The sequence below is a fragment of the Microtetraspora malaysiensis genome (assembly GCF_050947145.1).
Classification (GTDB): domain Bacteria; phylum Actinomycetota; class Actinomycetes; order Streptosporangiales; family Streptosporangiaceae; genus Microtetraspora_A; species Microtetraspora_A malaysiensis.
Genome location: NZ_CP191998.1, coordinates 8988590 through 9013086, shown reverse-complemented (window position 1 = coordinate 9013086; position 24497 = coordinate 8988590). Strand labels below are relative to the sequence as shown.

Genomic DNA, 24497 nt, shown 5'->3' with positions numbered 1-24497 from the left:
CAGCAGAACGTAGGCGTCAACCGGCGCGCCCGGGGCGGACCAGGCCGGAAGGTTCGTGAGTGACGCAGGTCACTCGGCTTGCCCGTCACAACGGTGAGGTGGGCTGCATCCCGTGTGTGAGCTGCTTGCACAACAGGAGGCGCACATGAGGGTCGTGGTGGTGGGAGCCGGCTACGCGGGGACGATCGCGGCGAATCGGCTGGCCAAGAAGGTGAAGGAAGCGGAGATTACGGTGATCAATCCCCGTTCGGACTTCGTCGAGCGGGTGCGGCTGCACGAGCAGATCGCCGGGACCGGAGCCGCGGCGACCCCGCTGACGTCGATGCTGAGCGAAGGGGTCGCATGGCGGATGGGCACCGCCGACAAGATCGGCGACGGCCAGGTCATTCTCGGCGACGGGGCGAGTCTCGGCTTCGACTACCTGTTCCTCGCGGTGGGCAGCACGGTCGCACCGCTGCCGGGCACCGTTCCGGTGGGGACTTGGGAGGGCGCGGAGGAGGCGCGGGCAGCGCTGGCCGAGCTGCCCGGCGGGAGGGCGGTCACCGTCATCGGTGGCGGGCTGACGGGCATCGAGACGGCATCCGAGATCGCCTTCGGCCGACCCGACCTCCGCGTGCGGATCGTGGGACGGACGATCGCCGCGAGCCTGTCGGCAGGAGGGCAGAAGCGTGTGCGCACCGGCCTGGACCGCTTGAACGTGGAGGTCGTGGAGGACTCCGTCACGCAGATTGACTCTGGCGCCGGGGAAGGAGGAGGCGACATGGTGCGTCTGAACTCGCGCCCGCAGTTCACCTCCGACCTCACGCTGTGGGCGATCATCGGGAGCGTGCCCGACCTGGCCGCCCGCAGCGGACTTGAGGTGGACGCCGACGGGCGTGCGGTGGTCGACGAGCGCCTGCGCAGCGTGACCGACCCGCGGATCTTCGCGGTCGGAGACTGCGCGGCGGTTCCCGGCTCTCGGGCGTCCTGCGCGACGGCCATGCCTCAGGGCGTACACGCAGCGGATACGCTGGCGCGGATGATCCAAGGCCGTGAGCCCAAGCCTTACTCCATGGGGTACATCGGGCAGGCGGTGAGCCTGGGCCGGCGCGACGGTCTGCTGCAGGTCAGCCGCAGGAACGACACCGTGCGGCGGCTCTACTTCGCTGGGCGCACCGCGGCTGTGGCCAAGGAGCGAGTCTGTCGCTACGCGAGGTTCGGCGCCCGCACCGCCACCTACGCCTGGCTGTGGGGCTCGAAGTGACCGAGCAGCCGGACCCTGCGGACGAGTTCACCACGCACAGGGCCCTGCTGTTCTCGATTGCCTATGAGATCACCGGGTCGGTCGGTGTCGTGACGGCCGTCTACTGCGTCCGCAACCCGGAGAAGCTCACGGCGGTCAAGGTGTGACCCGCGCGCCTTGTCGTCTCCGACGTCCTCGGGCACGCGAGCATCGCGATCACCAAGGACGTCTACGGGCACCTTAAGGAGGGCGACAAGCGGGCAGCCACGGAGGCCATTTCGAGCGCTCTGCTGGGGCAACGGAAGCGGGTGGCTCCCAGGGCGGCTCCCAACGAGGGGAACGAGGGGAAGGAGGCCGGATGATCCGGGAAAACAAGAAAGTCCCTGGAGGTGTAATGCCTGCTCAGGGACCTTCTTTGTCTGGCGCGGCCGGGAGGACCCCGGTCAGCCCGCCGTTCGCGGTGGGTGCGTGATCGCGGGTCGCCGCCACGGCCAGTGGCCCTCCAGCTCGACCTCAAGGGAGAAGCTCAGGAACGTCCGCGCCAGCACGATCACCGCGAGCACGGGGAGCTTTCCGACCTGCACTGCCCGCACCGTGGATTGGAACCTGTTTCCTACATCCGGATAAGTACGGCTGTGACATCCACTCCATACGAGGAGCCGGCCCTAACCGGCCTGACGCTCCACATGGCGGCACCCGTTCAGCCGCGAAGATCCGACCATACGCGTGATGCAGACCTGGCGGAGGGTTCAGCGGTGGCCGACATGCCGGCTCGAGCGGACGTGCGAGCGCCGTTTCGAGCAGACGTATCAGGGCCGGTCTGGGCAGAGGTTCCGGCGGCCTGTGAAGTGCCGGCCCCGATAGAGGACTCGGCGGTCATCGAAGTGTCGCTGGGCGAGCCGGAGCGTTTCGCCGAGCTATTTGACCGGCATGCCGCGGTGCTGCACCGCTACGTCGTCCGGCGCCTCGGCCCTGACCAGGCGGAGGACGTGGTGGCCGAGACGTTCACCAGGGCGTTCGAGCAGCGGCACAAGTACGCCTTCAACCGCTCCGACGCCTTGCCGTGGCTGTACGGCATCACGACGAACATCATCGGCAGCCACCGCCGAGCGGAAGTACGCGGATACCGAGCGCTTGCCAGAACCGGAGAGGACCCCGTGGCGGTGGCCTTCGACGAGCAGGTGGCCGCCCGGGTCTCCGCTTCGGCGAACCGCGGACGGCTCGCGGCCGCTCTGGCCAAGCTGGGTCGAGGCGAGCGCGACGTACTGCTGCTGATCGCCTGGGGCGACCTCAGCTACGAGGAGGCGGCGCAGGCGCTTGGTGTGCCCATCGGCACCGTGCGGTCCCGGCTGTCCCGCGCCCGCCGCAAGGTCGTCCACGAGCTGGGCGGTAGCAACCCGACCGACGTGACCGAGGAGATCTGATGAACGATTTGGACATGGTCCGCGACCTGCGCTCGCAGGTTCGGCAGAGCGAAGAAAACGATCTCCGCGGCGCTCGGCGGCGGGTGTTGGCCTCGATGGCTCCGGAGCCACAGGGCCGTCGGCTCCCCCGTCTGGCGGTGCGCGTGGCCGCCGTTGGCGTTCTCGGCGTCACGATCACGGCCGGCGTCACGGTGGTGCAGACCCTCCGTACGGATGGCCAGGGGAAGGGAACCGCCAGTGCCCCGGCGTGGCTGCCCGTGGCGAACGTGGAGACCCTGGCCAAGCGCGCGACGGCGGCGGCGGCGAGCCAGACGGACGTGTACCCGCGAGCCGATCAGTGGGTCTACGCCAAAAGGGACTTCTACAAAAAGACACACTCGCGGTACACGACCGAAATGTGGACTCGGGGGGATGGCAAGGAAAGGGCTAAGCGAAACGAAGGCAGCAAGACGATCACGAGGCGCCAAGGCGGGGAAGATCCCCGTCTACGGTTCGACCCCGCCTACCTGCGCTCGCTGCCCTTGGAGCCGTCCGCTTTGCTGGAACGCCTGAAAAAGGACACGGCAGGTGTGATCCCCCTGCCCGACTGGGTCCTGCACATCCTTCAGGAAGGCGCCCCGGCGGCTCGCCTGCGCGCCGCTCTCTACACCGTCCTCTCGCAGTTGGACGACGTCGGCGTGGAGAAGGTGAGCGATCTGCTGGGCAGAGAAGGCGTGGGAATCTACACGGTCGACGACGAGGAGATACGCCAGGAAGTCATCATCGACCCGAACACCTATGTCCTGCTCGGGGGGCGCCGGGTCTACGTCGGCGAATCGAAGTCGGAGTCACCGTATGGCAAGTTGGCCAAGGGCGAGGTGATCTTCTCGGTGGCTCAGGTGACCGCCGGGATCGTGGACAACGCGGGGGACGTCCCGTAACGGAGGCGGTGGCCGGTGCCTGTGGCAGGGGCAGAGGCGCCGGTCGCCACCGATCAGCCAAAGTAATCCTTAATAGGACTCCAGTTCTGTTAACGAGAACGATGGGGGATGTAGCACTTAATGGCAACTGAGTTCCGTTAATCCTGCGGGTGGAGGGCGGGGACGATCCGCCAGTCACGCTGGAAGACGAGGTTGTGCAGGTCGGCGGCGGCGATGGCGCGCAGCACGGGGACGAGCTCGGCCGCCTGTTCCGCGTCGGCGACGTTGAGCGGCCACTCCCCGAGGTGGCGCCGCGCAGATGCGGATGGTGGAACGTGGCGCCGTAGTGGGCGGTCAAAGTGATCGGGGCGATGCCCGCCTCGCGCTGCCGCGGCCACGACAACCGCCAGGCGGCGAACCTGCCGCCTTGGAGGTCCCGGCGCGTACCGGTGGCCTGCAGCATGCCCGTACCAAGCAGGAGGTACTGGTCGAACTCGGCGAGAACCCGGCGGGCGGGCGCGTCGAGCAGGCGGACGGCCCGCTCGAACGCGGCTTCCTTGCCGCGCCGGGTGATCTCGCCGGCGTGGGCACCGTCGCGCAGGTCGCCGAAGTGGCGGACGAGGGCTTCCAAGGGAGCGGGCGGGGCGCCGTGCCCGCCGGTGGTCGTGGTGCTCATGGCAGGCCCTTCCGGCTGATGGCTCGGGCTATGTGATCGAGAACGGGGCTGTTTTGGCGGAGCACGTCTCCGTGCACGGCCCCCGGTGGGTGCAGCAGGCGCGCTGGAACCCCGTCGCGGCGGAGCCGGCGCGCGTAGGCGTCGACGTCGTCGCGTACCGGGTCGCGGGCGCCTACGGCGAGGACGGCGGGTGCCAGGCCTGCCAAGGACGGCGCCTCCCAGGGCGTCGAATACACCCGGGTGCCGTCCTCGTCGTAGGTGGCGGGCTGGCCGTCGCCGCGCCAGGCCCGCCAGGCTTGCCGCAGCAGGGCGGCCTGCGGGAACGCCTGGGGACTCCGGTGGTAGGACGGGCTGCTGCACGTGGGGTCGAGCGGTGGGTAGGCCAGGACCTGCGCCGTCAGCGGCAGGCCGCGCTCTCGCGCGACCAGGGCGGCGCAGGCGGCGAGCGTACCGCTGGCGCTGTCGCCGCCCACCGCGAGCGGTGCCCCCGCCGCCTGCCCGGCGGTCCAGTAAAGCGCCGTGAGAACGTCATGCACGGCTCGGGGGTGGCGGTGCCGCGGCGCGAGCCGATAGTCGACGCTGACTACTGTCCAGCCGGTGCGTTCGGCCAGGGTCGCCGTGGCGTGGTGCCACTCGGCGGCCGAACCGTGCCGCCAACTGCCGCCGTGCGCCCAGACCAGGAAGCCGGCCGGAGGGCCGTCGGCCGGGGCCGGCCGGTAGATCTGGACCGGAACGGGATCCGGCCCGGGAAGGACGAGGCGGGACCGCTGCGGGGCGCCGCTCCCGCCACGGGTCGGCGTCGATATGGCCAGGCTCATAGCTGACGCAGAGCTCCTCCGTCGATGGCCCACTCGGCGCCGGTGACCTGTGCGGCCCGGGGCGACAGGAGGTAGGCGATGACGCCGGCCACCTCATCGGGGGTGCCGATGCGCCCGGTCGGCAGGCGGCGCTCGACGCGGATGAAGTGTTCGACGGCATCCGCGGGCGGCAGGCCGAACCGCTCGGCGAGCTGTTCGGCGAAGCCGCCAGGGGCGTCGAAGAGCGCGGTGCGTGTGGGACCGGGAGAGACGACGTTGGAGCGCACCCCGGCCGGTCCAAGGGCAGCGGACAGGGATTTCGACACTGACAGCAGCGCCGCCTTGGACGCGGCGTAGTCGGCGATGGTCACGTCGGGCAGGCGGGCCGCCTCGCTGGCGACATGGACGATGCTGCCTCCCCCTGGGTTCTTCTCCAGGATCGGCAACACCGCGCGGGTGAGCCGGACGGCCGAGTGGAGGTTGAGCTCGAAGGTGGTGTGCCACTGATCGTCGTCGATGTCCGCGAAGGTGGGGCGGGAGGTGAGGGCGGCCGCGTTGTTGACCAGGCCGTCCAGCCTGCCGTGACGAGCCAGGATCTGTGAGACGGCGTAGGCCGCCGCGGCGGGGTCGGTGAGGTCGGCGCGGATGAGCTGCGAGGTGGGTGGCAGCGCGGGGGCGGCCGAGCTGCCGCGGGCGAGTGCCACAACGTGGGCTCCCTCCGCGGCGAGCAGGTGAGTGGTCGCCAGACCGATCCCGCTGGTCGCGCCCGTCACGAGAATCACCTTGCCGGAGAGCTGAAGATCCATCTTGTGCTCCTTGAAGGGCAAGAGGGGGCCGGCGGTCAGTTCTGCGTGCGGCCGTGCCGGGCACGCAGGAAGACGGCGGCGATGAGGACACCGAGGAGGACGAGGGCGGCGTTGGCGGCTATGGCGACGGTGACGCCGTGCAGGATCGCACCGGCGGACATGGCGCCCATGGTGGCCGCGGTGACGATCGCGGACATGACGGGAGTCCCCATAGTGATGCCGATCTGCTGGGACATGGATGCCAGTCCGGTGGCCAGGCCCTGCTCGTGGTCCGGCAGGCCGGCGGTGGCGGTGACCATGAAGCCGACGATGACCAGCATGTTGCCGACCCCGCCCAGGAAGGTCGCCGGCAGCATCAGCGTCATCGAGGCCGAGGTGCCGCCCAGGAAGAGCAGGACGCCGGTGAAGGCCGCCTGCAACAGCCCGCCCCCGACCAGGACGGTCAGAGTGGAGGTCCGGGAGATCAGCTTCGGCGCGAGCAGGCCCCCGGCCACGGTTCCGAGCCCCAGGACGCCGAAGGAGAGCCCGGCGGTGAGGGCCGAGAAGCCGAGCGTCTTCTGCATGTACAGCGTGAGCAGGTACACCAGGGAGGTCTCGGTGACGAAGGCGAGCAGTCCCAGCACGTTGCCCCAGGCCACGGTGCGCTTCTTCAGGACGTGCAGCGGAACCAGGGGCTGGGCGGCCCTGCGCTCGACGAAGTAGAAGGCGGCCAGCAGGGCCGCGCCGGCCAGCAGGCCCACCAGGGCGACGGGGTGGGTCCAGCCGTGCTCGCCGGCCTGGGTCAGGCCGTAGACGATGCCGAGGAGTCCGAGGGTGACGGTCAGGGCGCCGGGCAGGTCGACCTTGGGCCGGGTGGCGGGCCGGGACTCGGTGATGACGCTGGGGGCGACGATGAGCACGATGGCGGCGACGGGGACGTTGATGAAGAAGGCCCAGCGCCATGAGAGCAGGTCGGTCAGGACGCCGCCGAGGATGGCGCCGGCGGTGAACCCGGCGGACATGAGCGCGCCGTTGAGGCCGAGGGCCTTCTGCCGCAGGTGGCCGTCGGGGAAGGAAGTGGTGAGCAGGGCGAGCCCGGCCGGGGTGGCGGCGGCGGTGGCGAGTCCCTGGGCGATGCGGGCGATGATGAGGATCTCGGGGTTCGGGGCGAGCCCGCCGGCGAGTGAGGCGAGGCCGAGGAGGGCCAGGCTGCCGAGGAAGATGCGCTTGCGGCCGATCAGATCGCCGATGCGGCCGAAGAAGAGGGTGAACCCGGCGGCGCCCAGGGCGAAGGAGGTGGCGATCCACTGCAGGTCGGCCAGCGAGAAGCCGAGGGTGTCGCCGATCTCGGGCAGGGCCACGTTCAGGATCGAGAAGTCGACGGCCAGCATGAATTGGGCGACCAGCAGCACCACGAGGACGGCTTTCATGCGGCCGGTCAGCCGCTGCGGGGCCGGGGGTCTGGACACAGGCTTTGTGGTCATGGTCATGACAGGGAACTTCCTATGAGCGCTTAAACGGTTCTCTGGTTCCGTTAAGATGTGAGGGACGATAACACCGTTGGCCGCCCTAAGGGAACTGGGGTCCCAATAAGGGCATCTCTTGAGAGGGGAGTCCATATGGCCGCCGTATCGCAGCAGAGCGCCACACCGCCGCCGGGCGCCGTCCGGCCGGGTGGGCGCACCGCCCGCGTCCGCGAAGCCGTTCTTCAGGCCGCAGGAGACGTCCTGGCCGAGAAGGGATTCGACGCCCTCGACCTGGCCGAGATCGCCCGTGTCGCCGGGGTCGGGAAGACCACCGTCTACCGTCGCTGGGGCACGCCCGGCGCTCTCGCAGCCGACCTGCTCGACGACATGGCCCAGGGATCGTTGCCCCGCTCTCATACCGGCAGCGTCGAGGAGGATCTGCGGGACAACGCCCGGCTGGTCGTCAAGACCCTCACCGACCCCCGGCAGGGACGCCTGTTCAAGGCACTGATCGCCGCCTCGCTCTGCAACGACGAGGCGGCCCAGGCGCTGCACCGCTTCTACGCCGTACGCATCGACGAATGGGCCGGCTGCGTCGGCGACGCCGTCGAGCGAGGAGAGCTACCCGCCGGGACCGATCCGCGCCGGGTGATCGCAGCCGTCTCCGCGCCCCTGTACTACGCGCTGCTCAACACGGGGGAATCGCTCGATGACGCCGCCGCCGAGCGCGCCGCGGCAGGAGCGCTGGCAGCGGCGCGCGCCGGCGTCGCGTGACGGGAGCCGTGTGATGCGGGGCCGCCTCGCGGGTGGGCTTGCTCAGGGGTGGCCAAACGGCGTATGAGAACGGCTGGTGGCAGGCGCTGGCAATGCTGTGCATTACCCCGATCGCGCTGCGGGGCCCGATGGTCCTCGCCCTGGCCTACGCCCACCACGTGCGCCGTGGCCCCGCCCGCGGTCAATGGATGCCTTCATGACGCCTTCGTTCGCGGTGGTTCTGCCACATCTGGTGGCTGTCCTCGACCAGTTCGAAAGGAGGGGCTCCTGGAGACCAGCAGGGAGCGGCTTGAGCGGGTCTTCCCTGCGGACTGGGTTCGCCGTCTTCGGGATGACCTCGGTGGCTCCTGAGCAACGTCGGCCGTCCCATGCGTCGCGGCTCGTCCCTGGCAGTCCCCCCCGCAGTGCCGGTGCAGGCGCCTGCCCGCAGCCGCTCACCTTTCCTGTTGTGCGGCCCAGGCCGGCCATGGACGCGCAGCCACCGCAAGAACGTCTGTGAAGGGCGTTGCTGTATTTCGCTGCTGTACAGACATGCGAAAGGCCCTCCGGGATGATCCCGGAGGGCCTTTCACCTGCTGCGCGGCCGGGAGGACTCGAACCCCCAACCTTCTGATCCGTAGGTCCCCAAACGATCTCCAGGATCGTTCAGAACCGTTCGCCGTGCTGGTCAGCAGTCATCCGGCCGTTCAGATCCGTTCGGCCCAGTCCATGATCGTCCACATGGGTGGCTCCCAAAGCGGCTCCCAGAAAGGCTGGTGCATCAACTGCCCGCGAATCGGATCGGCCGCCAGAACTGGAACTTGTAGATCTCGGCCCGATAAATGTAACGAGGGAAGTCGGTCTCCCGATCGTTTTCCAGCGTCTTGTGCTGCGCCCGAACGAGCCAGGTGCTGTCTCGGTGGCCCAGGTCCAAGAGGCGACTCTCGGACTCGGTCCCCGAGTAGAACCCCATGAGCTGGATCTTTCCTGAGCGGAGGAAGATCTCGGTGGTCCACGAGTGATCCCAGGCCGGCTCAGTCAAGGGAGGTTCGCCACTCCACAACTCCAACCGGACGTACGGTCTTACGTCCCTGTGAGTCTGGCAGGCGAGCGCATTGGGGCCGACCTCGACCCAGTCGCCCTGTCCTTGCCACTCTTGCTCCCAGGGAGCGGTCTCCTTGCCGGTGGCGACGGTTTCGTCGACCACCATCCAGGTCCCGTCCTCGTCGTAGGCCTCCTCCACGAGGTACGAAGCTAGCTCTCCCAACGCAGTCGGTCCTTTGTCGTCTGTGATTCATCGAATCGGCCAGCATGTTCCCGAGATGGATCCAAGCAGGCGGGGACGACATTTACTGATCACTGGTATGTGGTGGGGAACGGCCAGCGGCGCGCTATTCGGTCCCGACCCCGCAAGGCCGGTCATGTTTCCTAGGGCATCCGTCAAGTGTGTGGTGGGACAGAACTGTCAATCATGTCGTGGGACTAGACAACGCGCTACGCCTGGCGTCTTTCTCAGCTCCGGCGACGAGTTCGACGAGATCCCGGTTCCCGCAGGTTCCCGCAAAGCCCCTGCCCCCGAATCACCGGAAGCGCTGACCCTGCTGTGAGTCTGAGGAGGAGAAGATGCCCGCTGACGGCACCGTGTGGGACACCCACCAGGAGAACCTGCTCGACCTGGCCAACGCCTCGGCGAGTTGGACGCGGACGCCCTCGCCGAGCTGACCCCGCAGCCGACCGTGCGGGGCAGCTGCGCGCCCGGCGCGCGCTGTGGCTCTACGCCGACTAAGCCGCCGGGCTCCTGCGGTAGGTATACCTGTTAGGAGATGTCAGGTACAGCTGGCAGCGTGGGTCGCACATTTCACAAAGGAGTTGGCAGGATGAGCGACATCGAAAAGACGCTGATAGAAATCGAGCAGCGGATGCTGGACGCTGACGCGGCCTATGACGAGAGGTTTTTCGAGGAGTACTGCGCCGATGACTTCGTAGCCATGGGAAATTACGGCATCGTGTCCAGGCAGCAAGTTCTCGACATGTACGCCAAGGGGAGCGGGAACCCGGACCGACGGAACCAGGCACACGATGTTGTGGTCAAGCCGCTCGGCGACGTAGGAGCCGTGGTGGCCTACAAACTGACAAGTACTACCGGCGACGAGACGTCCTCGTGGTACGCGTCGACGGTCTATCGCCAGACCCCCGACGGCTGGCGTGTCGTCCTCCTCCACCAGACACCCATGTAGTTTTATGGGGCTTATGTCCCATTCGCTCCTTTGTCGGGCTCCTTTGGGAAGAGCGGACGACCTACCGATCGAAGACGCGCTCGACGACGGCGGCGTTCTCGGCGGATCCGGAGCGGAAGCAGCTGTGTGATGACCAAGAGTCGTGCTGCTTCACCAGGTGATCGACTGCCTGGTGAAGGCTCTTGATCCCGAGCCGTCCGACGCGCGTAGTCGTCCGGTGAGGTTGATCAAGATCTTCGCTCCTGACTGACGTCGCTCCCTCTTGGGGACTATGAACCCTGCTTGTCCCGTAGGGAAAGGACACGAAGGGCACATCCAAGCCGAGGCGAGCCAGCGTCAGGAGTGACTGAGGACGTTGCTGTATCTCGCTGCTGTACAGACATACGAAAGGCCCCGAGATGATCCCGAAGGGCCTTTCACCTGCTGCGCGGCCGAGAGGACTCGAACCCCTAACCTTCTGATCCGTAGCAAGATCGGGGATGTCCACAGGCGTCCACCGCTGACATGAACGCCTGCTCAGAGGCGGTATCCGGCTTCCGAGATTCCAGCGATGTCCATGGTCGTCCAGGGCTGTTGTTAGCACCAGCGTTAGCAAGATCGCCCTTTATGGGACCGTAGGCGGTATCGGCGATGGCCAGCGCCCACTCCAACAGCGCTACCACCTCTGCTGGACGCCCCAACGCGTAAAGGCTCGCCAGCCAGGTTCCTGAGCATTCGTGTGGATCCTAATGGACAATTGTGAGCCTGCCCTGGGATCGTCACCACCAGGCCTTTACCTACGGCTTTTCATCGTTCTACTCTTGATCGCCATGAAACGGGTTCTGATCGTTCTTTCCGGCATAGTCGCCGCTATGCTCCCCTACGGGACAGCCCACGCGTATCCGGTTAAAAACAACACGCTCACCGCCAATGCGATCTACAGCAGCGGCGCGCTCGACACCACTGAGTGTCCGGAGAAGCCCATCAAACGGCGTAATGCGACGCTCGCCAAGTCGTACGTGAAGGCCGTCGTGAGCTGCCTCAACACCACATGGGCAGCCCAGTTCGAGAAGTCGGGCCAGTCATTCAGGGCCCCGAAGCTGAGGCTCGTCACCAAACCACCCGCCAAGTTCTGCGCGCTCAAGTGGGATCAGTCCGAGGAGGACGCGTACTACTGCGACGAGACCGAAACGATCTTCATCGTGCTCAGCAACGACCTGCTCGACGACCCTTCCGACCTGTACCTCTTCAACCTGGTGAGCATGGAATACGGCCAGCACGTTCAGACGCTCACCGACATCTACAGCGAGTGGCAGGACATCGACTTCCGCAACAAGAAGGAGTACCACGAACACTCCCGCCGCTACGCGTTGCAGTACGACTGCTTCAGCGCCGCTTTTCTTGCGAGCGTCTGGAAATCCCTCGACCGCTCCTCGGCCGACTGGAAGCTGCTGCTCTCATACGCCAAGGACTGGACCGACAAGGACCATGGGACGAGGACGAACATTGGGTACTGGATGAACCAGGGGTTCACCACGGGCGACCTGGGGGCATGCAACACCTGGGCGGCATCCGCCAAGCGCGTGGCTTAACCGACAGATGACCACGTGGGCCAGAGGTGGCGACGGACGCCCACCACGACGCCCAATGATCGTCGGCCACAACCACCCTCGGACCAAGATTGTTTGTCCTGCAGCCAATCTCTCAGATCAACGGCGTCTGACCAAGGCAAAGCACCTGGTCGGACGCCGTTTTCGAGCTGGGAGCAGAGAGCGTGGGATTCGAACCCGCGAGGAGCGTCGAGCCTCTAGCTAATCAAGGCGGTCATCTCCTCGTCGGGCAGGCGTAGCCATGCCGGGCCGGAGGACACCGAACAGACCAAGACAGGGGACGGAACGGGGAGCCCGGAGCCGATGCCGTAGAGCGTCTTCGACGCCTGTAGTGCCGTGAGCCAGGACACGAGAAGAGCACATACGTCTACCCTTCGGCTCGCGAGAACCTGAGCAGCAGAGCCTCGGCTGCTGAGATCTTCACCGAGGCGGCCGGGATGGAGCGGAGCCGCTGGGGAGCCACCCTGTTAGCAAGGGTGTTAGCGAACGGCCTGGATGATCTAGAAAGCAAGAAGGCCCGTTCCCAGGTTTTCCCTGGTCACGGGCCTTCTTTGTCTGGCGCGGCCGGGAGGACTCGAACCCCCAACCTTCTGATCCGTAGGGAAGGGCAGGCCCCTTGTCGATGGCCGGCCTGCCTGCTCAGACGGTAGATGCGGATTGGTGGAGTGTGACCATGTGAGGGGGCGTTGCTGTACGGCGCTGCTGTACAGCGCTCGTCGTGAGCCGCGGAGTGGCTGGCCGGGCGGTCACTTCACGTTCACCTTTACTCGCGCGGGCTTTGATGCACGGCACGCCCAAGATCGGCGGCTTGGAACAAATCCTCAGGATTCACGCTCTGTCGGCCCAACCTTTGGTCTCCTCACCGGCGTCGGTAACGGTTGAGAGGAGTCATGTTGGACCGCAATGACAGCTTCCGTGAGTTCGTCGCGGCGCATCAGCAGTCGCTGATGCGCACGGCATACCTGCTCACGGGAGACGCCCATCTCGCCGAGGACCTGCTGCAGAGTGTGCTGCTCAAGTTGCTCGGACGCTGGCCCAAGCTCTCGCACATCGACAGCCCGGAGGCGTACGCGCGTAAGGCTCTGCTGAACCAGCACATCTCGTGGCGGCGGCGCCGGGCAAGCACCGAGCTCCTGAGCACCGCGCCGCCGGAACGGTCCTACTCGAGCGAGAACTCCACGGTCGTACGGCTCGCCGTGCGTCAAGCACTTATGCGGTTGTCTCCGCGGCAGCGAGCGGTGATTGTGCTCCGTTTCTACGAGGACCGCACGGAACGCGAGACCGCCGAGTTGCTCAACTGCTCGATCGGCACCGTGAAGAGCCATACCCACCACGCGCTGGCCCGCTTACGCGGTCTAGCGCCCGACCTGGCACCGAAGTTCGCTGAATTGAACGACATCTAGGAGGCACGCCGATGACCTGGCTACGGGGAGTGCTGAACGACCTGGCCGACGACTCTCCCGAGGTAGACCTGGCCGAACAGACCATCAACATCTACAAGCGCAGGCGCCAGACTGTCATCTCACTGGTCGCGGCCGCGCTGGTGGTCGTCACCGCGCTCGGCACGACGGCCGTCGTACGGCTGCTGCCCACCCAGCCGGACGCTGCGACCACCCCAGGTATGGTCGCCGACCTCCCAGCCCGTGGGGTAGGCCCGCTGAGCCACGCGTACAAGACCTTCTGCAAGCCGGACAGGGGGAAGGCGCCGAAGGGCTGCCGGGACGGAGGCTGGCGGGTGGTCACGCGGGACGGGAAGGCCTACTACGTCACCGAGGCGCTTCCCAGCCTCAGCTCCGGGCGTAGCGGACTGCGGGACAGCCCACTGGCGATCAGTCGGGACGGCCGGAAGATCGCCTACTACAGCGCCAAGGAAGGGACCTTCCAGGTCCGCGACCTGGCCTCGGGCCAGAAGACGACGGCCGCCGACAAGGTGCCGAAGGGCTGGCTGGGCAGCATCTCGCGCCTGATGCTGTCGGACGACGGCCGGTTCGTGGCCTTCAGCAAGGTCCCGGACTTCAAGGACCCCGCGCTGCTCATCGACATGCGCGACAGGGTCGTCCGTCAGTTGCCGAACCGCTGGGTCCCCATCGGCCTGTCACAGGACGGCGCCACCATCACGCTTGCGGAATACTCGCCCAATTCGCAGCTGCGAACGATCTCGAACCTGTGGCTGTCCTCCTCGGCGGGCAACTCCACGTCGGTCATCTTGCCGAAGCACTACAACTTCAGCCCGCTCGCCCCCGACGGGAAGACCGTCGCGGTGATCGAGAACCGCAGCACCGCCGAGAAGCCCTGCCGTTATGGCGACCTCGCCCTCATGGACACGCTCACCGGCAAGAAGCGGAAGGCGACCGCCATCAGCGGCCTGCCCCCGGACGTCTCCCAGATCTCGCTGCGCACCTGGCTCAGCGCCGACGAGGTGACCGCTCTCACCAGGTCCGTGCGGTGCAGACCGGCATCCGAGGTGCCGGACGACGAGCCCGCGGTGGTCGACCCGCCGTACCGGACCATGACCGCCTACGCGGTGAACGTCAGGACCGGTAAGGCCAGGAAGCTCGCCACGTACAAGGCGCAGGACTTCTTCAGCATCGTCCTACCTGGGGCCCCCGGGGCGTTCTGACCTCAGGGACGATCAGGCGGCGATGTGCCTGCCTTCCGAAGGATCTCGTCCGTTTGTTCCTTCGTGTTCACCGCAGCGGCCGCGAGCAGCGTGGCGACACCAGCTGCGATCAGCACGATTGCTGGAATTCGGACGATGTTCCGTACGTCCTTGCAGCCCTTCATCCGGATCGCGTAGCCGTCGAGCGAGGTCTCCTCTGACTCGGCAAAGAATGCCGAGTCAGCGACCTGCCCGCCCAGGCTCCTGGGCTGAACCTGCCACCCCAGCCCGTCTCACATGCCGTCGCTCAATGATCTAGAAAGCAAGAAGGCCCGTTCCCAGGTTTTCCCTGGTGACGGGCCTTCTTTGTCTGGCGCGGCCGGGAGGACTCGAACCCCCAACCTTCTGATCCGTAGTCAGATGCTCTATCCATTGAGCTACGGCCGCTCGCTGACTTGAGTAAGCATAGCGGGTTCTGCGCCGTGCTCCGAACCGGATTTGCGGCGTGCCGCCCCGAGGCAGTCGCCGACCACCGCCTCATCTCGTAGTGGTGCCGTACGGGACGGGTGTTAGCCCTGGTCGCTGGCCTGTGAGGTGGGGCGACGAGGGCGACGGACGGAGGGAAAGTAGACGCGAGCTGCGAGAGGCGGCGCCAGGGAGGGCTGGGCGATGGTGCGGCCGAAGGGCCCTCCTGCGCCGCCGCAGCGCCGCGAAGGGCGGCGTACGCGTGGAACGCGGGCCAGCTCTGCGGCTCCCGGCTGGGCGGGCGGAGTGTGGGAGGCGGTCAGGCCGGGGTGGAGACCCCGACGCCGCCTCGGGTCTGCGCGCCGTACCGCTCCAACTCCTTGGCGAGGTCCAGCGGCTTGGTGCGCGCCCGGCCCGCGAGGGTCTCGTCGTCGATCAGGTCGAGCGGCACCAGCCAGGAGACCTCGAACTCCAGCCCGTCGGGATCCTTGGCGTACAGGGCCTTGGTGGTGGAGTGGTCGGACGCGCCGGCCAGGGAGTCCAGCTCACTCAGCTTGACCGCGATGCGCTGCAGTTCGGCGAGGGTGTCGACCTCCCATGCGAGGTGGTAGAGCCCGACGGCCGACCGGCCCGCCGGGGACGGTCCCGCCTGCGGGCCGAGCTCGAAGAGTCCGAGGTCGTGATCGTTCGTCGAACCTGAGGCCTGGAGGAACGCCGCCCCGGGGCCGCTCATGACGACCCGGAAGCCGAGTGCCTCCTGGTAGAACGCGACGCTCGCCGAAACGTCCCTGACGAACAGCACCGCGTGGTTGAGCCGCTGGATCGGCATGGCCCCTCCTTAATTAATTGAACTCTCAATCATTCTACGCGACGCGGCGTTCTCGGAAACTGTCGGTGGGAGGCCGTACGGTGGCCTGCGGACTGGTGCCGACGGAGGGGGCGTTTGATGATCGCTGACCGGGTCACCCAGGAGCGCGAGGCCAACCTGACCCTGTTCCGGGTCGTTCACGAAGTGGCCGTGCACCATGGCGGGCGGCCGTTCCATGAGGTGCTTCCCATCCTCCGAAGGGCCCTTCCCCCCGTCCCCGGGTTGGACGAGCCGGAGGTCCGCCGCATCGCCGAGGAGATCGCCGTCGGGCGCGACCCCTCGGGGTTGTGAGCTCCGCGGACGGGAGGGGTGTGTCGCGCCCCCGTCCTCGGCCGACGGTGCGCCGTCTTCCCTGCGGAGCACCTCACCATGCGGTGGGGTGCCGCCGTGGCGAACTCCTTCGTCAGGCGTTCAGGAGGCCGGCGGGGTCGGCGATGATCTGCTGGATCACCTGCCCGGCCGCGCCCAGAGGCGCCGCCTCGGTGCCCAGCCGGGACACCTCGACGGACGGCACGACCTCGCGCATCTCGCCGAGGCGGGCGGTCAGCGTCTCGGTCACCACGCCGCCGATCCACGGGAAGAGCGGCGCGTAGATCCCGCCGAGCACGATCCGTTCCGGATCGATGAGATTGACGGCCGAGGTGAGGGCGATGCCGAGTGCCCATCCCGCACGCTCGCAGGCGGCCAGCGCATCACTGTCGCCCGCTTCGAGCCGTCGGAGGAACTCGGCGATCCCCGTCCCGGGGCGGCCCGGCGTGCTTGGGGTGTCCGCAACGGCCGGTGCCGGGCAGCCGGGGTCCGTGCGCCGGCCGGGTCCCTGCTCGGGCCCGGAAGGGGGCGGCGGGGAGGCCGGGAGTTGGGTGGCGTCCTGCCCCGGGCCGGAGGACAGCGCCGAGGGGTCGAGACCGGCGGCGGACAGGAGGGCGTCCTGGCCGGCGTACCTTTCGAGGCATCCCTGCCCTCCGCAGTGGCAGGGCGGGCCGCCGGGTGAGACGACCACGTGCCCGAGCTCTCCGGCGAAACCGCGGAATCCCCGGAAGAGCTCGCCCCGCACGACGAGGCCCGCGCCGACGCCGATCTCGCCGGACACGTGAAGGAAGTCCCGGTGTCCGGCGCCGAACCAGAGTTCACCCAACGCCGCGAGGTTGGCCTCGTTGTCCACCCGCATCGGGAACGGCATCCGCAGCGGCGAGAGCAGCGGCACATCGCGCCATCCCAGGTTGGGCGCCCGGCGGACGGTGCCGGTCACCAGGTCCACCGTCCCGGGGACGGCGAGCACTCCACCCACAACTCTGAGCCCGATGTCCACAGCTTCGTCCACAGCCGAAAGCGCCAGATGCTGCAGGTTCTCGATGACATCCCCAGGCGATGCCAGGCGGTTGTCCACAGGCTGTGCACGGCGGAGCCGTACCGACCGGGAGAGGTCCACGACGTGCGCGGCGAGGTAGTCGACGTTGATCTCCAAGCCGATCGCGGCGACGCTCAGGCCGCTGACCTGTACTTCCATGCCGGGGCGGCCGCGCTCGCCCGCTCGCACGATGCCGGTTTCGACCACGAGTCCGGCCTCGATCAGGTCGGCGATCAGTTTCGACACCGTGGTCTTGGCGAGTCCGGTGATCTCGGCCAGCGCGGCGCGCGTCACCGAGCCGCGCGCGCTGACCTCGCCGAGGACGAGTGCCAGGTTGCGCGCGCGCATCGCGTCATGCCGGACCGCCTGAGTCATCGCACCTCTCGTTCTGCCGGGTGGGTGAACCAATCTTGACCCGTCCGCGCGTGCGGGCCGACCGTCGCGGCCTCGCCGCCCGCCCCATGACCATCGTGACTCGCCCAGGCTGGGCGCGTCGTCGTAGCCCCCGGCCCGCGCGCCCCTCATGTACACGACCGGTCCGCCGTGTGGGCTCACGTTAGGGGCGGCGGCTCTTGACCTGCTGCCTCGCCGTCCGGATATTTAGTCCATAACTAAGACTAATTCGGAGGAGTCACGTGTACACACCCACCCCCGAAGACCGTTTCACCTTCGGCCTGTGGACCGTCGGCTGGCAGGCCCGCGACCCGTTCGGCGACGCGACCAGGGCCCCGCTCGACCCGGTCGAGAGCGTTCACCGGCTGGCCGAGCTCGGCGCGTACGGTGTGACCTTCCACGACGACGACCTGCTCGCCGTCGAGCCGGACCGGGAGCGGGCGATCGCGAACTTCCGGCGGGCGCTGGACGAGACCGGGCTCAAGGTGCCGATGGCCACGACCAACCTGTTCACTCACCCCGTGTTCAAGGACGGCGCCTTCACCAGCAACGACCGCGACGTCCGCAGGTACGCCCTCCGGAAGGTCATCCGCAACATCGACCTCGCCGCCGAGCTGGGTGCGACGACGTACGTCTGCTGGGGCGGCCGTGAGGGAGCGGAGTCCGAGGCCGCGAAGGACGTCCGGGCCGCGCTCGACCGCTACAAGGAAGCCCTGGACCTGCTCTGCCAGTATGTGATCGACAAGGGCTACGACATCAGGTTCGCGATCGAGCCCAAGCCCAACGAGCCGCGCGGGGACATCCTGCTGCCGACGATCGGACACGCTCTCGCCTTCATCAACGAACTGGAGCACTCGGAGCGGGTCGGCCTCAACCCCGAAGTGGGCCACGAGCAGATGGCCGGGATGAACTTCGCACACGGCATCGCCCAGGCGCTGTGGCACGGCAAGTTGTTCCACATCGACCTGAACGGCCAGCACGGGCCGAAGTACGACCAGGACCTGATCTTCGGACACGGCGACGTGAAGAACGCGTTCTTCCTCGTCGATCTGCTGGAGTACGGCGGTTACGACGGCCCACGGCACTTCGACTACAAGCCGCTGCGCACCGAGGACGCGGCGGACGTGTGGGACTCGGCGGCGGCCAACATGCGGACCTACCTCATCCTCAAGGCGAAGGCCGCCGCGTTCCGGGCCGACCCGGAGGTCCAGGAGGCGCTGGCGAACTCCCGGGTGACCGAGTTGGCGCGGCCGACCCTGGAGCCCGGTGAGACGTACGAGGACCTGGCCGGGGACGAGTTCGACCCGGACAAGGCGGCCGAGCGCGGGTTCCACTTCACCCGGCTCAACCAGCTCGCCCTGGAGCACATCCTCGGGGTGCGCGGGTGAGCGGAGCGCTTGTCGCCGGCGTCGACTCCTCGACGCAGAGCTGCAAGGTCGTGATCAGGGACGCCCGGTCGGGCGCCCTGGTCCGCCTGGGCCGCGCGGCGCACCCCGAGGGCACCGAGGTCCACCCCGAGCGCTGGTGGGCCGCGCTCCAGGAGGCGATCGAGCGGGCCGGCGGCCTGGACGGCGTCGCCGCGATGAGCGTGGCGGGCCAGCAGCACGGCATGGTCTGCCTGGACGAGTCGGGAGATGTCGTACGGCCCGCGCTGCTGTGGAACGACACCCGCTCGGCGGGGGCCGCCCGGGACCTGGTCGATGAGCTGGGCGGCCCGGCGCGGTGGGCCGAGGCCGTCGGCAGCGTGCCCGTGGCGGCGTTCACGGTGGCCAAGCTCCGCTGGCTGGCCGAGCACGAGCCGGACAACGCACGGCGCACCGCTCGGGTGTGCCTGCCGCACGACTGGCTCACCTGGCGGCTCGCGGGCGCGTCCGGCGAGATCACGACCGATCGCGGCGACGCGTCCGGGACCGGCTACTGGTCGCCCGCCGCCGGCGCGTACCGTACCGATCTCCTGGAGCTGGCCCTCGGCGCGACGCCGGAGCTGCCCCGCGTCCTCGCACCCGCCGAGCAGGCCGGAACCCTCGCCCCGGCCCTCGGCGACGGTACGGTACGGCTCTCGCCCGGCACGGGGGACAACATGGCGGCGGCCCTCGGCGTGGGGGCGCGGCCGGGCGACGTGGTGGTGTCGATCGGCACGTCCGGCACGGCGTTCGCGGTCGCGGACACCCCGTCGAGCGACCCGAGCGGCGCGCTCGCGGGCTTCGCCGACGCCACCGGCCGGTTCCTGCCGCTGGTCTGCACGTTGAACGCGGCGCGAGTGCTCGACGCCGCCGCCCGCCTGCTGCGGGTCACCCGCGAGGAGCTCGACGAGCTCGCGTTGCAGGGCCCCCCGGGGGCGGGCGGTCTGGTGCTGGTGCCCTACCTGGAGGGGGAGCGCACGCCCAACCTGCCGGAGGCGACCGGCTCGCTGCGCGGTCTGTCGCTCGCCACCGCGACCCCGGCGCACCTGGCGCGGGCGGCGGTGGAGGGCATGCTGTGCGGGCTGGCCGACGCGCTCGACGCGCTCGGCCTGGAGCCCCGGCGGGTGCTGCTGATCGGCGGCGGAGCCCGCTCCGAGGCCGTACGGCGGATCGCGCCCACGGTCTTCGGCCATCCGGTGCTGGTGCCCGAGCCGGGGGAGTACGTGGCCGACGGGGCGGCGCGGCAGGCGGCCTGGCTGCTCGCGGGCGGGCCGGAGCCTCCGGAGTGGGCGGCGGGCGAACCGGTCCACTACGAGGGGCCGCCCACGCCCGGCCTGCGCGAACGCTACGCCGAAGCCGCGGCGACCGCCTCGGCCACAGCCCAGGTCTGACCCCGACCCCTGAGGCGACCCTGACCATGTCTCGGGGGAGGGCATCAGGGGCGGGTAGGGAGTTCTCCGGATGGTCGGGGCGGCTTTTTCGCGAGATTCTCAAAATATGGTCAAGAGGATCTATCCGCTGCTTGCCTGTGCCGGCATCGCGACCGCCGTCGCCGCGGCGGTCGTGGGGCAGATCGACCCGGATCCGTACCTCGATCCACTCAACCTCGCGCTGACCGACTACGCGGTGCTCGACCGGAGCGGCGCGACCGAGGTGGCCATGGTCGTTCTGGGCGGCGGCTCGCTCGCGCTGCTCGCCGGGATGCGGGCCGTACGGGCGCCGGTGTCGGGCTGGCCGGAGCGGCTCATGCTCGTGTGGAGCCTCGCGCTGGTGGCCGCCGCGATCATGCCGGCGTCGGCCTTCACGGAGGGGGCGAGCTGGGCGGCGCAGGTCCACCGGTACGTCTCGGTGGCCGGGTTCGTCAGCCTGCCGGCCGCGATGGCGCAGCTCGTCGGGAGGTTCGCGGCGGACGAGCGCTGGCGGGCGGTCGCCCGGCCGGTCGAGTGGCTGACGCTCGCGTCGGGCATCGGCCTCGCCGCGATGACCTATCTCGCGCTGCCCGGCCACGGCCTGATGATCGGGCTGGCGGAGCGGCTGTTCCTGGCGGTCGAGGTGGCCGTTCTCGGGGTGCTCGCCGTACAGCTCGCCCGGCTGGCGTGGAGGGACGCGTTTCTCCACCAGCCGGCCGTCGCCGGAAATGTCGTCCGCCGGGCTGACCAGGTGCTTCACCGGCTTCGCGGTATATAGGCGGTATATAGAAATTGGACCGCTTCACTGCTAGCCTTTCGGTCGATCTTTTAAAGATCGAGAAGAGGGCGCATGTCGGTGAGCAGGTCCATCGGATTCAAGATCACCTTATTACTGGTGATCCCCCTGGTCTCGCTCGTTGCGCTGTGGATCTTCTCCGCCTCGTTGACCGTGGGCGACGCGTTCCGGCTGCTCAACACCAAGACGGTTTACGACAGCCTCGGCGAACCCGCCAACGTGCTGTCCACCGAGATCGAACGCGAGTGGCTCGTCTCGGCCCAATATCTCGCTACGCGGTCCGAGTCCGACAGAGCCGACCTGGCCGCCCAGCGCGCCGTGGTGGACCGGGCGCGCGCCCGGATGCGTGAACTCGTCGCGGAGAGCAACGCGGACGCGCTGATCCTGGCCGAGGCGAGGAAGCCCTACCAGGACATGAAATCCGCGGCGGCCCGGCTGGACACCGTGCGGATGGAGTTCGACGAAGACCAGCTCGACCTGGTCAACCTGGGCGAGAACTACCAGCCCTTCCCCGACGCCGCGCAGCGCTTCTCCGTGATCGCCGCCATGGGCTCGGTCGCGACGAGCGGCCAGCAGGGGCGCAGCCTCACCTCGATCTCCGGCGCCCAGCACGTGCTGGCCAAGGAGCGGGCGCTCGTGGCCGGCGTCCTCGGGCAGGCCAGGAAGTTCACCGACGCGGAGAAGCTGCGATTCTCCGAGTACGTCACGACCCGCCGGGTGCTCTTCGCCCAGGGCCTGAACGAGCTGGACGACGAGCTGCGCGCCCCCATCGAGGTGCTCGCGAAGTCGGAGGCGTACCGGCAGCTGACGAACCTGGAGGACCGCATCCTCCAGGGCGAGGTCATGGGGCAGGTCTCGCCCGTCCTGTGGCGGTCCGTCGTCGACCGGGTGGACAACGCGTACACGAACGCGCTGAGCAAGGCCGGGGCGGTGCACATCGCGCGCACCGAGCCCGAGGCGATGGGCGCCTTCGTGCGGGCCGGGGTGGCCGGCCTGCTCGGCTTCGGCGCGGTCGCCGCCTCGCTGATCATCTCTCTGCGGATGGGACGCGGGCTCACCCGCGAGCTCGTCGGCCTGAAGGAGGCCGCGACCGAGCTGTCCGACGTCCGGCTGCCGCTGCTGGTACGGCGCCTGCGGCGCGGCGAGAAGGTGGGCGACGTCGAGGCCGAGGCGCCTCCGCTGGAGCCGACCGGCAGCACCGCCGAGGTGCGCGACGTGGCCGCCGCGTTCAGCGCCGTGCGGCACACCGCCGTGGACGCCGCGGTGGACCAGGCGCGTACGCGGGAGAGCGTCGGCCAGGCCCTGCGCAACCTCGCCCGCCGCAGCCAGGGGCTGCTGCAGCGCCAGCTCCGCCTGCTGGACGCGATGCAGCGCCGCACCTCGGACGCCGGCACGATGGAGGACCTCTTCCGGCTCGACCACCTGACCACCCGGATGCGCCGCCAGGCGGAGGGCCTGATCGTCCTCGCCGGCGGCTCGCCCGGCCGTACATGGCGCAGGCCGGTGCCCGTGGCGGACATGCTGCAGGGCGCGGTCGCCGAGGTGGAGGACTACACGCGGGTCCGGATCTATCCCATGCCCGAGGCCGGGATCTCCGGCGGCGCGGTGGCCGACATCATCCACCTGTTCGCCGAGCTGATCGAGAACGCGGTGTCCTTCTCGCCGCCGCACACCGAGGTGTCCCTGCGCGGGGAGTCGGTGGCCAGGGGATACGCCGTCGAGGTGGAGGACCGCGGGCTCGGGCTCTCCGCCGAGGAACTTCAGACGATCAATTACCGGCTGGCCAGCCCGCCCGAGCTGGACCTGGCCGACACCGACCGGCTCGGCCTCGTGGTGGTCTCCTGGCTCGCCTCCCGGCACGGCGTGCGCGTGGAGCTGCGTCCCTCGCCGTTCGGCGGGACCACCGCGATCGTGCTGCTGCCGGCGACCCTGCTGGCCGGTTCGGGCGACGACCAGGGCCAGGAGCCCGTACGGCTCGGCATCCCGGAAGGAGCGGGTACGTGACCGATCACGAGCGCTGGGACGAGGAGCTGGTCGAGGACGGCCCGGTCGTCCGCGCCTACGCCCTCACCAAGGGGCGGGTGGAGCCGACGTCGGCGGCCGCGCTCGACCTGGTCGCCGTGGTCGGTGCGACCGGGGCGACCGTGCCGTTCCACGCGGATCTGGGGCACCAGCATCTGCGGATGCTGGATCTGGTGCGCCGGGCCCGGCCGCTCGCCGACGTGGCGTCGGAGTCGGGGCTGCCGCTGAGCGTGGTCCGGGTGCTGATCGGCGACCTGCTCGACCACGGGCTGGTGCTGGTCCGGCCGCCGGCGCCGGAGTCGTCGCCCATGGAGAGCATCCTGCTTGAGGTGATCAACGGCCTGCGCGCGCTGTAGCGGGCGCAGGACCGGCTCCCCGGCCGGGTGCCGCCGGGGAGTCTCTCGCGCGGACTACTTGCGCTGGGCCGCCGTCAGCGTCTTCAGCGCGTGTTCGACGAGCGTCACGAGGACGACCTTGGCCGAGGCGCGCCGTCGTACATCACAGAGGAGTACGGGGACGTCGGGGTCGAGGTCGAGCGCCACCCGGACGTCGTCGGGCTCGTGCTTGTCGGCTTCGTCGAAGCAGTTGACCGCGACGATGAACGGCGTGCCCCGCTGCTCGAAGTAGTCGATCGACGGGAAGCAGTCGGTGAGCCGCCGGGTGTCGGCGAGGACGACCGCCCCGAGCGCACCGTAGGACAGCTCGTCCCACATGAACCAGAAGCGCTCCTGCCCGGGCGTGCCGAACAGGTAGACGACGAGACCCTCGCGGATCGTGATCCGGCCGAAGTCCATCGCCACGGTGGTGGTGGTCTTGCCCTCCACCCCGTCGACGTCGTCGACGCCGACCCCGCGGTCCGAGAGAACCTCCTCGGTGCGGAGGGGACGGATCTCGCTGATCGCGCCGACGAGCGTGGTCTTCCCCACGCCGAAGCCGCCGGCGACCAGGATCTTGAGGGCGACGGGCTCCTCAGAGGGCGCGTAGGCCATTGATCACTTCCTTGAGAATGCGCTCGCTGGGCAGCGGCGCCACTTGGGCGGGCGGTCGCACGCTGATCAGCTCATGGTCGTGCAGATCCCCGAGAAGTACGCGGACCACGCCGAGGGGCAGGTCGATCTCGGACGCGATGTCCGCGACGGACATGGGTTCCCTGGCGATCACGAGAATACGGCGTTGCTCCGGCCCAAGGGGGCCCTCGTCCGCCCGTCGTCCCTCGACGGCGGTGACGATAGAGATGAGGTCGAAGTCGTCACCGGACGAGCGGGTGCGGCCTCCTGTCAGCGCGTACGGCCGGACGATGGGACCGGCATCCTCGTCAAGCCACTGCGGTTCGGTCACGCCTCCTC

At 68.7% G+C, this 24497-nt stretch carries 26 protein-coding genes and 1 tRNA gene; 16 read left to right on the top strand and 11 right to left on the bottom strand.

Going from position 1 to position 24497, the window contains the following annotated elements:
- Positions 1 to 145 precede the first annotated feature (145 nt).
- On the top strand, positions 146 to 1243 hold the full coding sequence (locus ACQP1V_RS41975; RefSeq protein ID WP_433417183.1) for an NAD(P)/FAD-dependent oxidoreductase: 1098 nt from the start codon (positions 146 to 148) through the stop codon (positions 1241 to 1243).
- Positions 1240 to 1389: a hypothetical protein gene (locus ACQP1V_RS41970; protein WP_433417180.1), complete on the top strand. Its 150-nt coding sequence runs from the start codon at positions 1240 to 1242 to the stop codon at positions 1387 to 1389. The genes ACQP1V_RS41975 and ACQP1V_RS41970 overlap by 4 nt, the downstream gene beginning before the upstream one ends.
- A gap of 276 nt (positions 1390 to 1665) precedes the next feature.
- Here the strand turns inward: ACQP1V_RS41970 and ACQP1V_RS41965 are convergent, their stop codons facing one another.
- A complete protein-coding gene (locus ACQP1V_RS41965) occupies positions 1666 to 1815 on the bottom strand; it encodes a hypothetical protein (protein ID WP_433417178.1) in 150 nt (49 codons plus the stop codon).
- 255 nt (positions 1816 to 2070) lie between these two features.
- On the opposite strand from ACQP1V_RS41965, the gene ACQP1V_RS41960 reads away from it, so the two are divergent.
- Both ACQP1V_RS41960 and ACQP1V_RS41955 read left to right on the top strand, forming a co-directional pair.
- The gene (locus ACQP1V_RS41960; protein ID WP_433417175.1) at positions 2071 to 2646 is read left to right on the top strand and encodes an RNA polymerase sigma factor; all 576 of its coding nucleotides are present in this window, start codon (positions 2071 to 2073) and stop codon (positions 2644 to 2646) included.
- Positions 2646 to 3566 (top strand): CU044_5270 family protein, encoded by a 921-nt coding sequence (locus ACQP1V_RS41955; RefSeq protein ID WP_433417172.1) that lies wholly within the window; start codon positions 2646 to 2648, stop codon positions 3564 to 3566. Before ACQP1V_RS41960 ends, ACQP1V_RS41955 begins: the two co-directional genes overlap by 1 nt.
- A 137-nt stretch (positions 3567 to 3703) precedes the next feature.
- Here ACQP1V_RS41955 and ACQP1V_RS41950 read toward each other — a convergent pair whose 3' ends face one another.
- On the bottom strand, positions 3704 to 3943 hold the full coding sequence (locus ACQP1V_RS41950) for a hypothetical protein (protein ID WP_433417169.1): 240 nt from the start codon (positions 3941 to 3943) through the stop codon (positions 3704 to 3706).
- Between the two features lie 29 nt (positions 3944 to 3972).
- Between ACQP1V_RS41950 and ACQP1V_RS41945 the strand changes: the two genes are divergently transcribed.
- Entirely contained in the window at positions 3973 to 4257 is a 285-nt protein-coding gene (locus ACQP1V_RS41945; protein ID WP_433417166.1) for a hypothetical protein, read from the top strand.
- Here the strand turns inward: ACQP1V_RS41945 and ACQP1V_RS41940 are convergent.
- Genes ACQP1V_RS41940 through ACQP1V_RS41930 form a run of 3 tightly spaced genes read right to left on the bottom strand, consistent with a single transcriptional unit; the run spans position 4218 to position 7272 of the window.
- A complete protein-coding gene (locus ACQP1V_RS41940; protein WP_433417163.1) occupies positions 4218 to 5039 on the bottom strand; it encodes an alpha/beta hydrolase in 822 nt (273 codons plus the stop codon). The two genes, ACQP1V_RS41945 and ACQP1V_RS41940, sit on opposite strands and share 40 nt — an antisense overlap.
- The gene (locus tag ACQP1V_RS41935) at positions 5036 to 5824 is read right to left on the bottom strand and encodes an SDR family NAD(P)-dependent oxidoreductase (RefSeq protein WP_433417160.1); all 789 of its coding nucleotides are present in this window, start codon (positions 5822 to 5824) and stop codon (positions 5036 to 5038) included. The genes ACQP1V_RS41940 and ACQP1V_RS41935 overlap by 4 nt, the downstream gene beginning before the upstream one ends.
- A gap of 35 nt (positions 5825 to 5859) precedes the next feature.
- Complete coding sequence (locus tag ACQP1V_RS41930) at positions 5860 to 7272, bottom strand: MFS transporter (protein WP_433417157.1); 1413 nt, start codon at positions 7270 to 7272, stop codon at positions 5860 to 5862.
- Between the two features lie 150 nt (positions 7273 to 7422).
- On the opposite strand from ACQP1V_RS41930, the gene ACQP1V_RS41925 reads away from it, so the two are divergent.
- Positions 7423 to 8043 (top strand): TetR/AcrR family transcriptional regulator, encoded by a 621-nt coding sequence (locus ACQP1V_RS41925; protein WP_433417154.1) that lies wholly within the window; start codon positions 7423 to 7425, stop codon positions 8041 to 8043.
- Between the two features lie 760 nt (positions 8044 to 8803).
- Here ACQP1V_RS41925 and ACQP1V_RS41920 read toward each other — a convergent pair.
- Positions 8804 to 9289 carry a hypothetical protein gene (locus ACQP1V_RS41920; protein ID WP_433417151.1) on the bottom strand — a complete coding sequence of 162 codons (486 nt, stop codon included), beginning with the start codon at positions 9287 to 9289 and terminating at the stop codon, positions 8804 to 8806.
- A gap of 610 nt (positions 9290 to 9899) precedes the next feature.
- Between ACQP1V_RS41920 and ACQP1V_RS41915 the strand changes: the two genes are divergently transcribed.
- From ACQP1V_RS41915 to ACQP1V_RS41900, 4 genes are all read left to right on the top strand, one after another.
- Positions 9900 to 10259, top strand: a complete 360-nt coding sequence (locus ACQP1V_RS41915) for a nuclear transport factor 2 family protein (protein WP_433417148.1) — start codon at positions 9900 to 9902, stop codon at positions 10257 to 10259.
- Positions 10260 to 11068: 809 nt separating this feature from the next.
- Entirely contained in the window at positions 11069 to 11830 is a 762-nt protein-coding gene (locus ACQP1V_RS41910) for a neutral zinc metallopeptidase (protein WP_433417145.1), read from the top strand.
- 908 nt (positions 11831 to 12738) lie between these two features.
- Positions 12739 to 13251, top strand: a complete 513-nt coding sequence (locus ACQP1V_RS41905; RefSeq protein ID WP_433417142.1) for a SigE family RNA polymerase sigma factor — start codon at positions 12739 to 12741, stop codon at positions 13249 to 13251.
- A gap of 11 nt (positions 13252 to 13262) precedes the next feature.
- Positions 13263 to 14468, top strand: coding sequence for a hypothetical protein (locus tag ACQP1V_RS41900; protein ID WP_433417140.1), 1206 nt, complete (start codon positions 13263 to 13265; stop codon positions 14466 to 14468).
- Positions 14469 to 14818: 350 nt separating this feature from the next.
- Here ACQP1V_RS41900 and ACQP1V_RS41895 read toward each other — a convergent pair.
- Both ACQP1V_RS41895 and ACQP1V_RS41890 read right to left on the bottom strand, forming a co-directional pair.
- Positions 14819 to 14894, bottom strand: a tRNA-Arg gene (locus tag ACQP1V_RS41895).
- 337 nt (positions 14895 to 15231) lie between these two features.
- Positions 15232 to 15741 (bottom strand): VOC family protein, encoded by a 510-nt coding sequence (locus ACQP1V_RS41890; protein ID WP_433417137.1) that lies wholly within the window; start codon positions 15739 to 15741, stop codon positions 15232 to 15234.
- Between the two features lie 117 nt (positions 15742 to 15858).
- On the opposite strand from ACQP1V_RS41890, the gene ACQP1V_RS41885 reads away from it, so the two are divergent.
- Complete coding sequence (locus ACQP1V_RS41885; protein WP_067137957.1) at positions 15859 to 16071, top strand: hypothetical protein; 213 nt, start codon at positions 15859 to 15861, stop codon at positions 16069 to 16071.
- Between the two features lie 112 nt (positions 16072 to 16183).
- Here ACQP1V_RS41885 and ACQP1V_RS41880 read toward each other — a convergent pair whose 3' ends face one another.
- Positions 16184 to 17503 carry an ROK family protein gene (locus ACQP1V_RS41880; RefSeq protein ID WP_433417134.1) on the bottom strand — a complete coding sequence of 440 codons (1320 nt, stop codon included), beginning with the start codon at positions 17501 to 17503 and terminating at the stop codon, positions 16184 to 16186.
- A gap of 260 nt (positions 17504 to 17763) precedes the next feature.
- Here ACQP1V_RS41880 and xylA point away from each other — a divergent pair, with 260 nt between their 5' ends.
- From xylA to ACQP1V_RS41855, 5 genes are all read left to right on the top strand, one after another.
- Entirely contained in the window at positions 17764 to 18909 is a 1146-nt protein-coding gene (xylA, locus tag ACQP1V_RS41875) for a xylose isomerase (RefSeq protein ID WP_433417132.1), read from the top strand.
- On the top strand, positions 18906 to 20315 hold the full coding sequence (gene xylB / locus ACQP1V_RS41870) for a xylulokinase (protein ID WP_433417130.1): 1410 nt from the start codon (positions 18906 to 18908) through the stop codon (positions 20313 to 20315). The genes xylA and xylB overlap by 4 nt, the downstream gene beginning before the upstream one ends.
- A 106-nt stretch (positions 20316 to 20421) precedes the next feature.
- Positions 20422 to 21111: a DUF998 domain-containing protein gene (locus ACQP1V_RS41865; protein ID WP_433417127.1), complete on the top strand. Its 690-nt coding sequence runs from the start codon at positions 20422 to 20424 to the stop codon at positions 21109 to 21111.
- A gap of 78 nt (positions 21112 to 21189) precedes the next feature.
- The gene (locus ACQP1V_RS41860; RefSeq protein ID WP_433417124.1) at positions 21190 to 23133 is read left to right on the top strand and encodes a sensor histidine kinase; all 1944 of its coding nucleotides are present in this window, start codon (positions 21190 to 21192) and stop codon (positions 23131 to 23133) included.
- Complete coding sequence (locus ACQP1V_RS41855; protein ID WP_387414122.1) at positions 23130 to 23507, top strand: DUF742 domain-containing protein; 378 nt, start codon at positions 23130 to 23132, stop codon at positions 23505 to 23507. The genes ACQP1V_RS41860 and ACQP1V_RS41855 overlap by 4 nt, the downstream gene beginning before the upstream one ends.
- 54 nt (positions 23508 to 23561) lie before the next feature.
- On the opposite strand, the gene ACQP1V_RS41850 is transcribed toward ACQP1V_RS41855, so the two are convergent.
- The gene (locus tag ACQP1V_RS41850) at positions 23562 to 24140 is read right to left on the bottom strand and encodes a GTP-binding protein (protein WP_433417122.1); all 579 of its coding nucleotides are present in this window, start codon (positions 24138 to 24140) and stop codon (positions 23562 to 23564) included.
- Complete coding sequence (locus ACQP1V_RS41845; protein WP_387414126.1) at positions 24121 to 24489, bottom strand: DUF742 domain-containing protein; 369 nt, start codon at positions 24487 to 24489, stop codon at positions 24121 to 24123. The genes ACQP1V_RS41850 and ACQP1V_RS41845 overlap by 20 nt, the downstream gene beginning before the upstream one ends.
- Between the last annotated feature and the right edge of the window lie 8 nt (positions 24490 to 24497).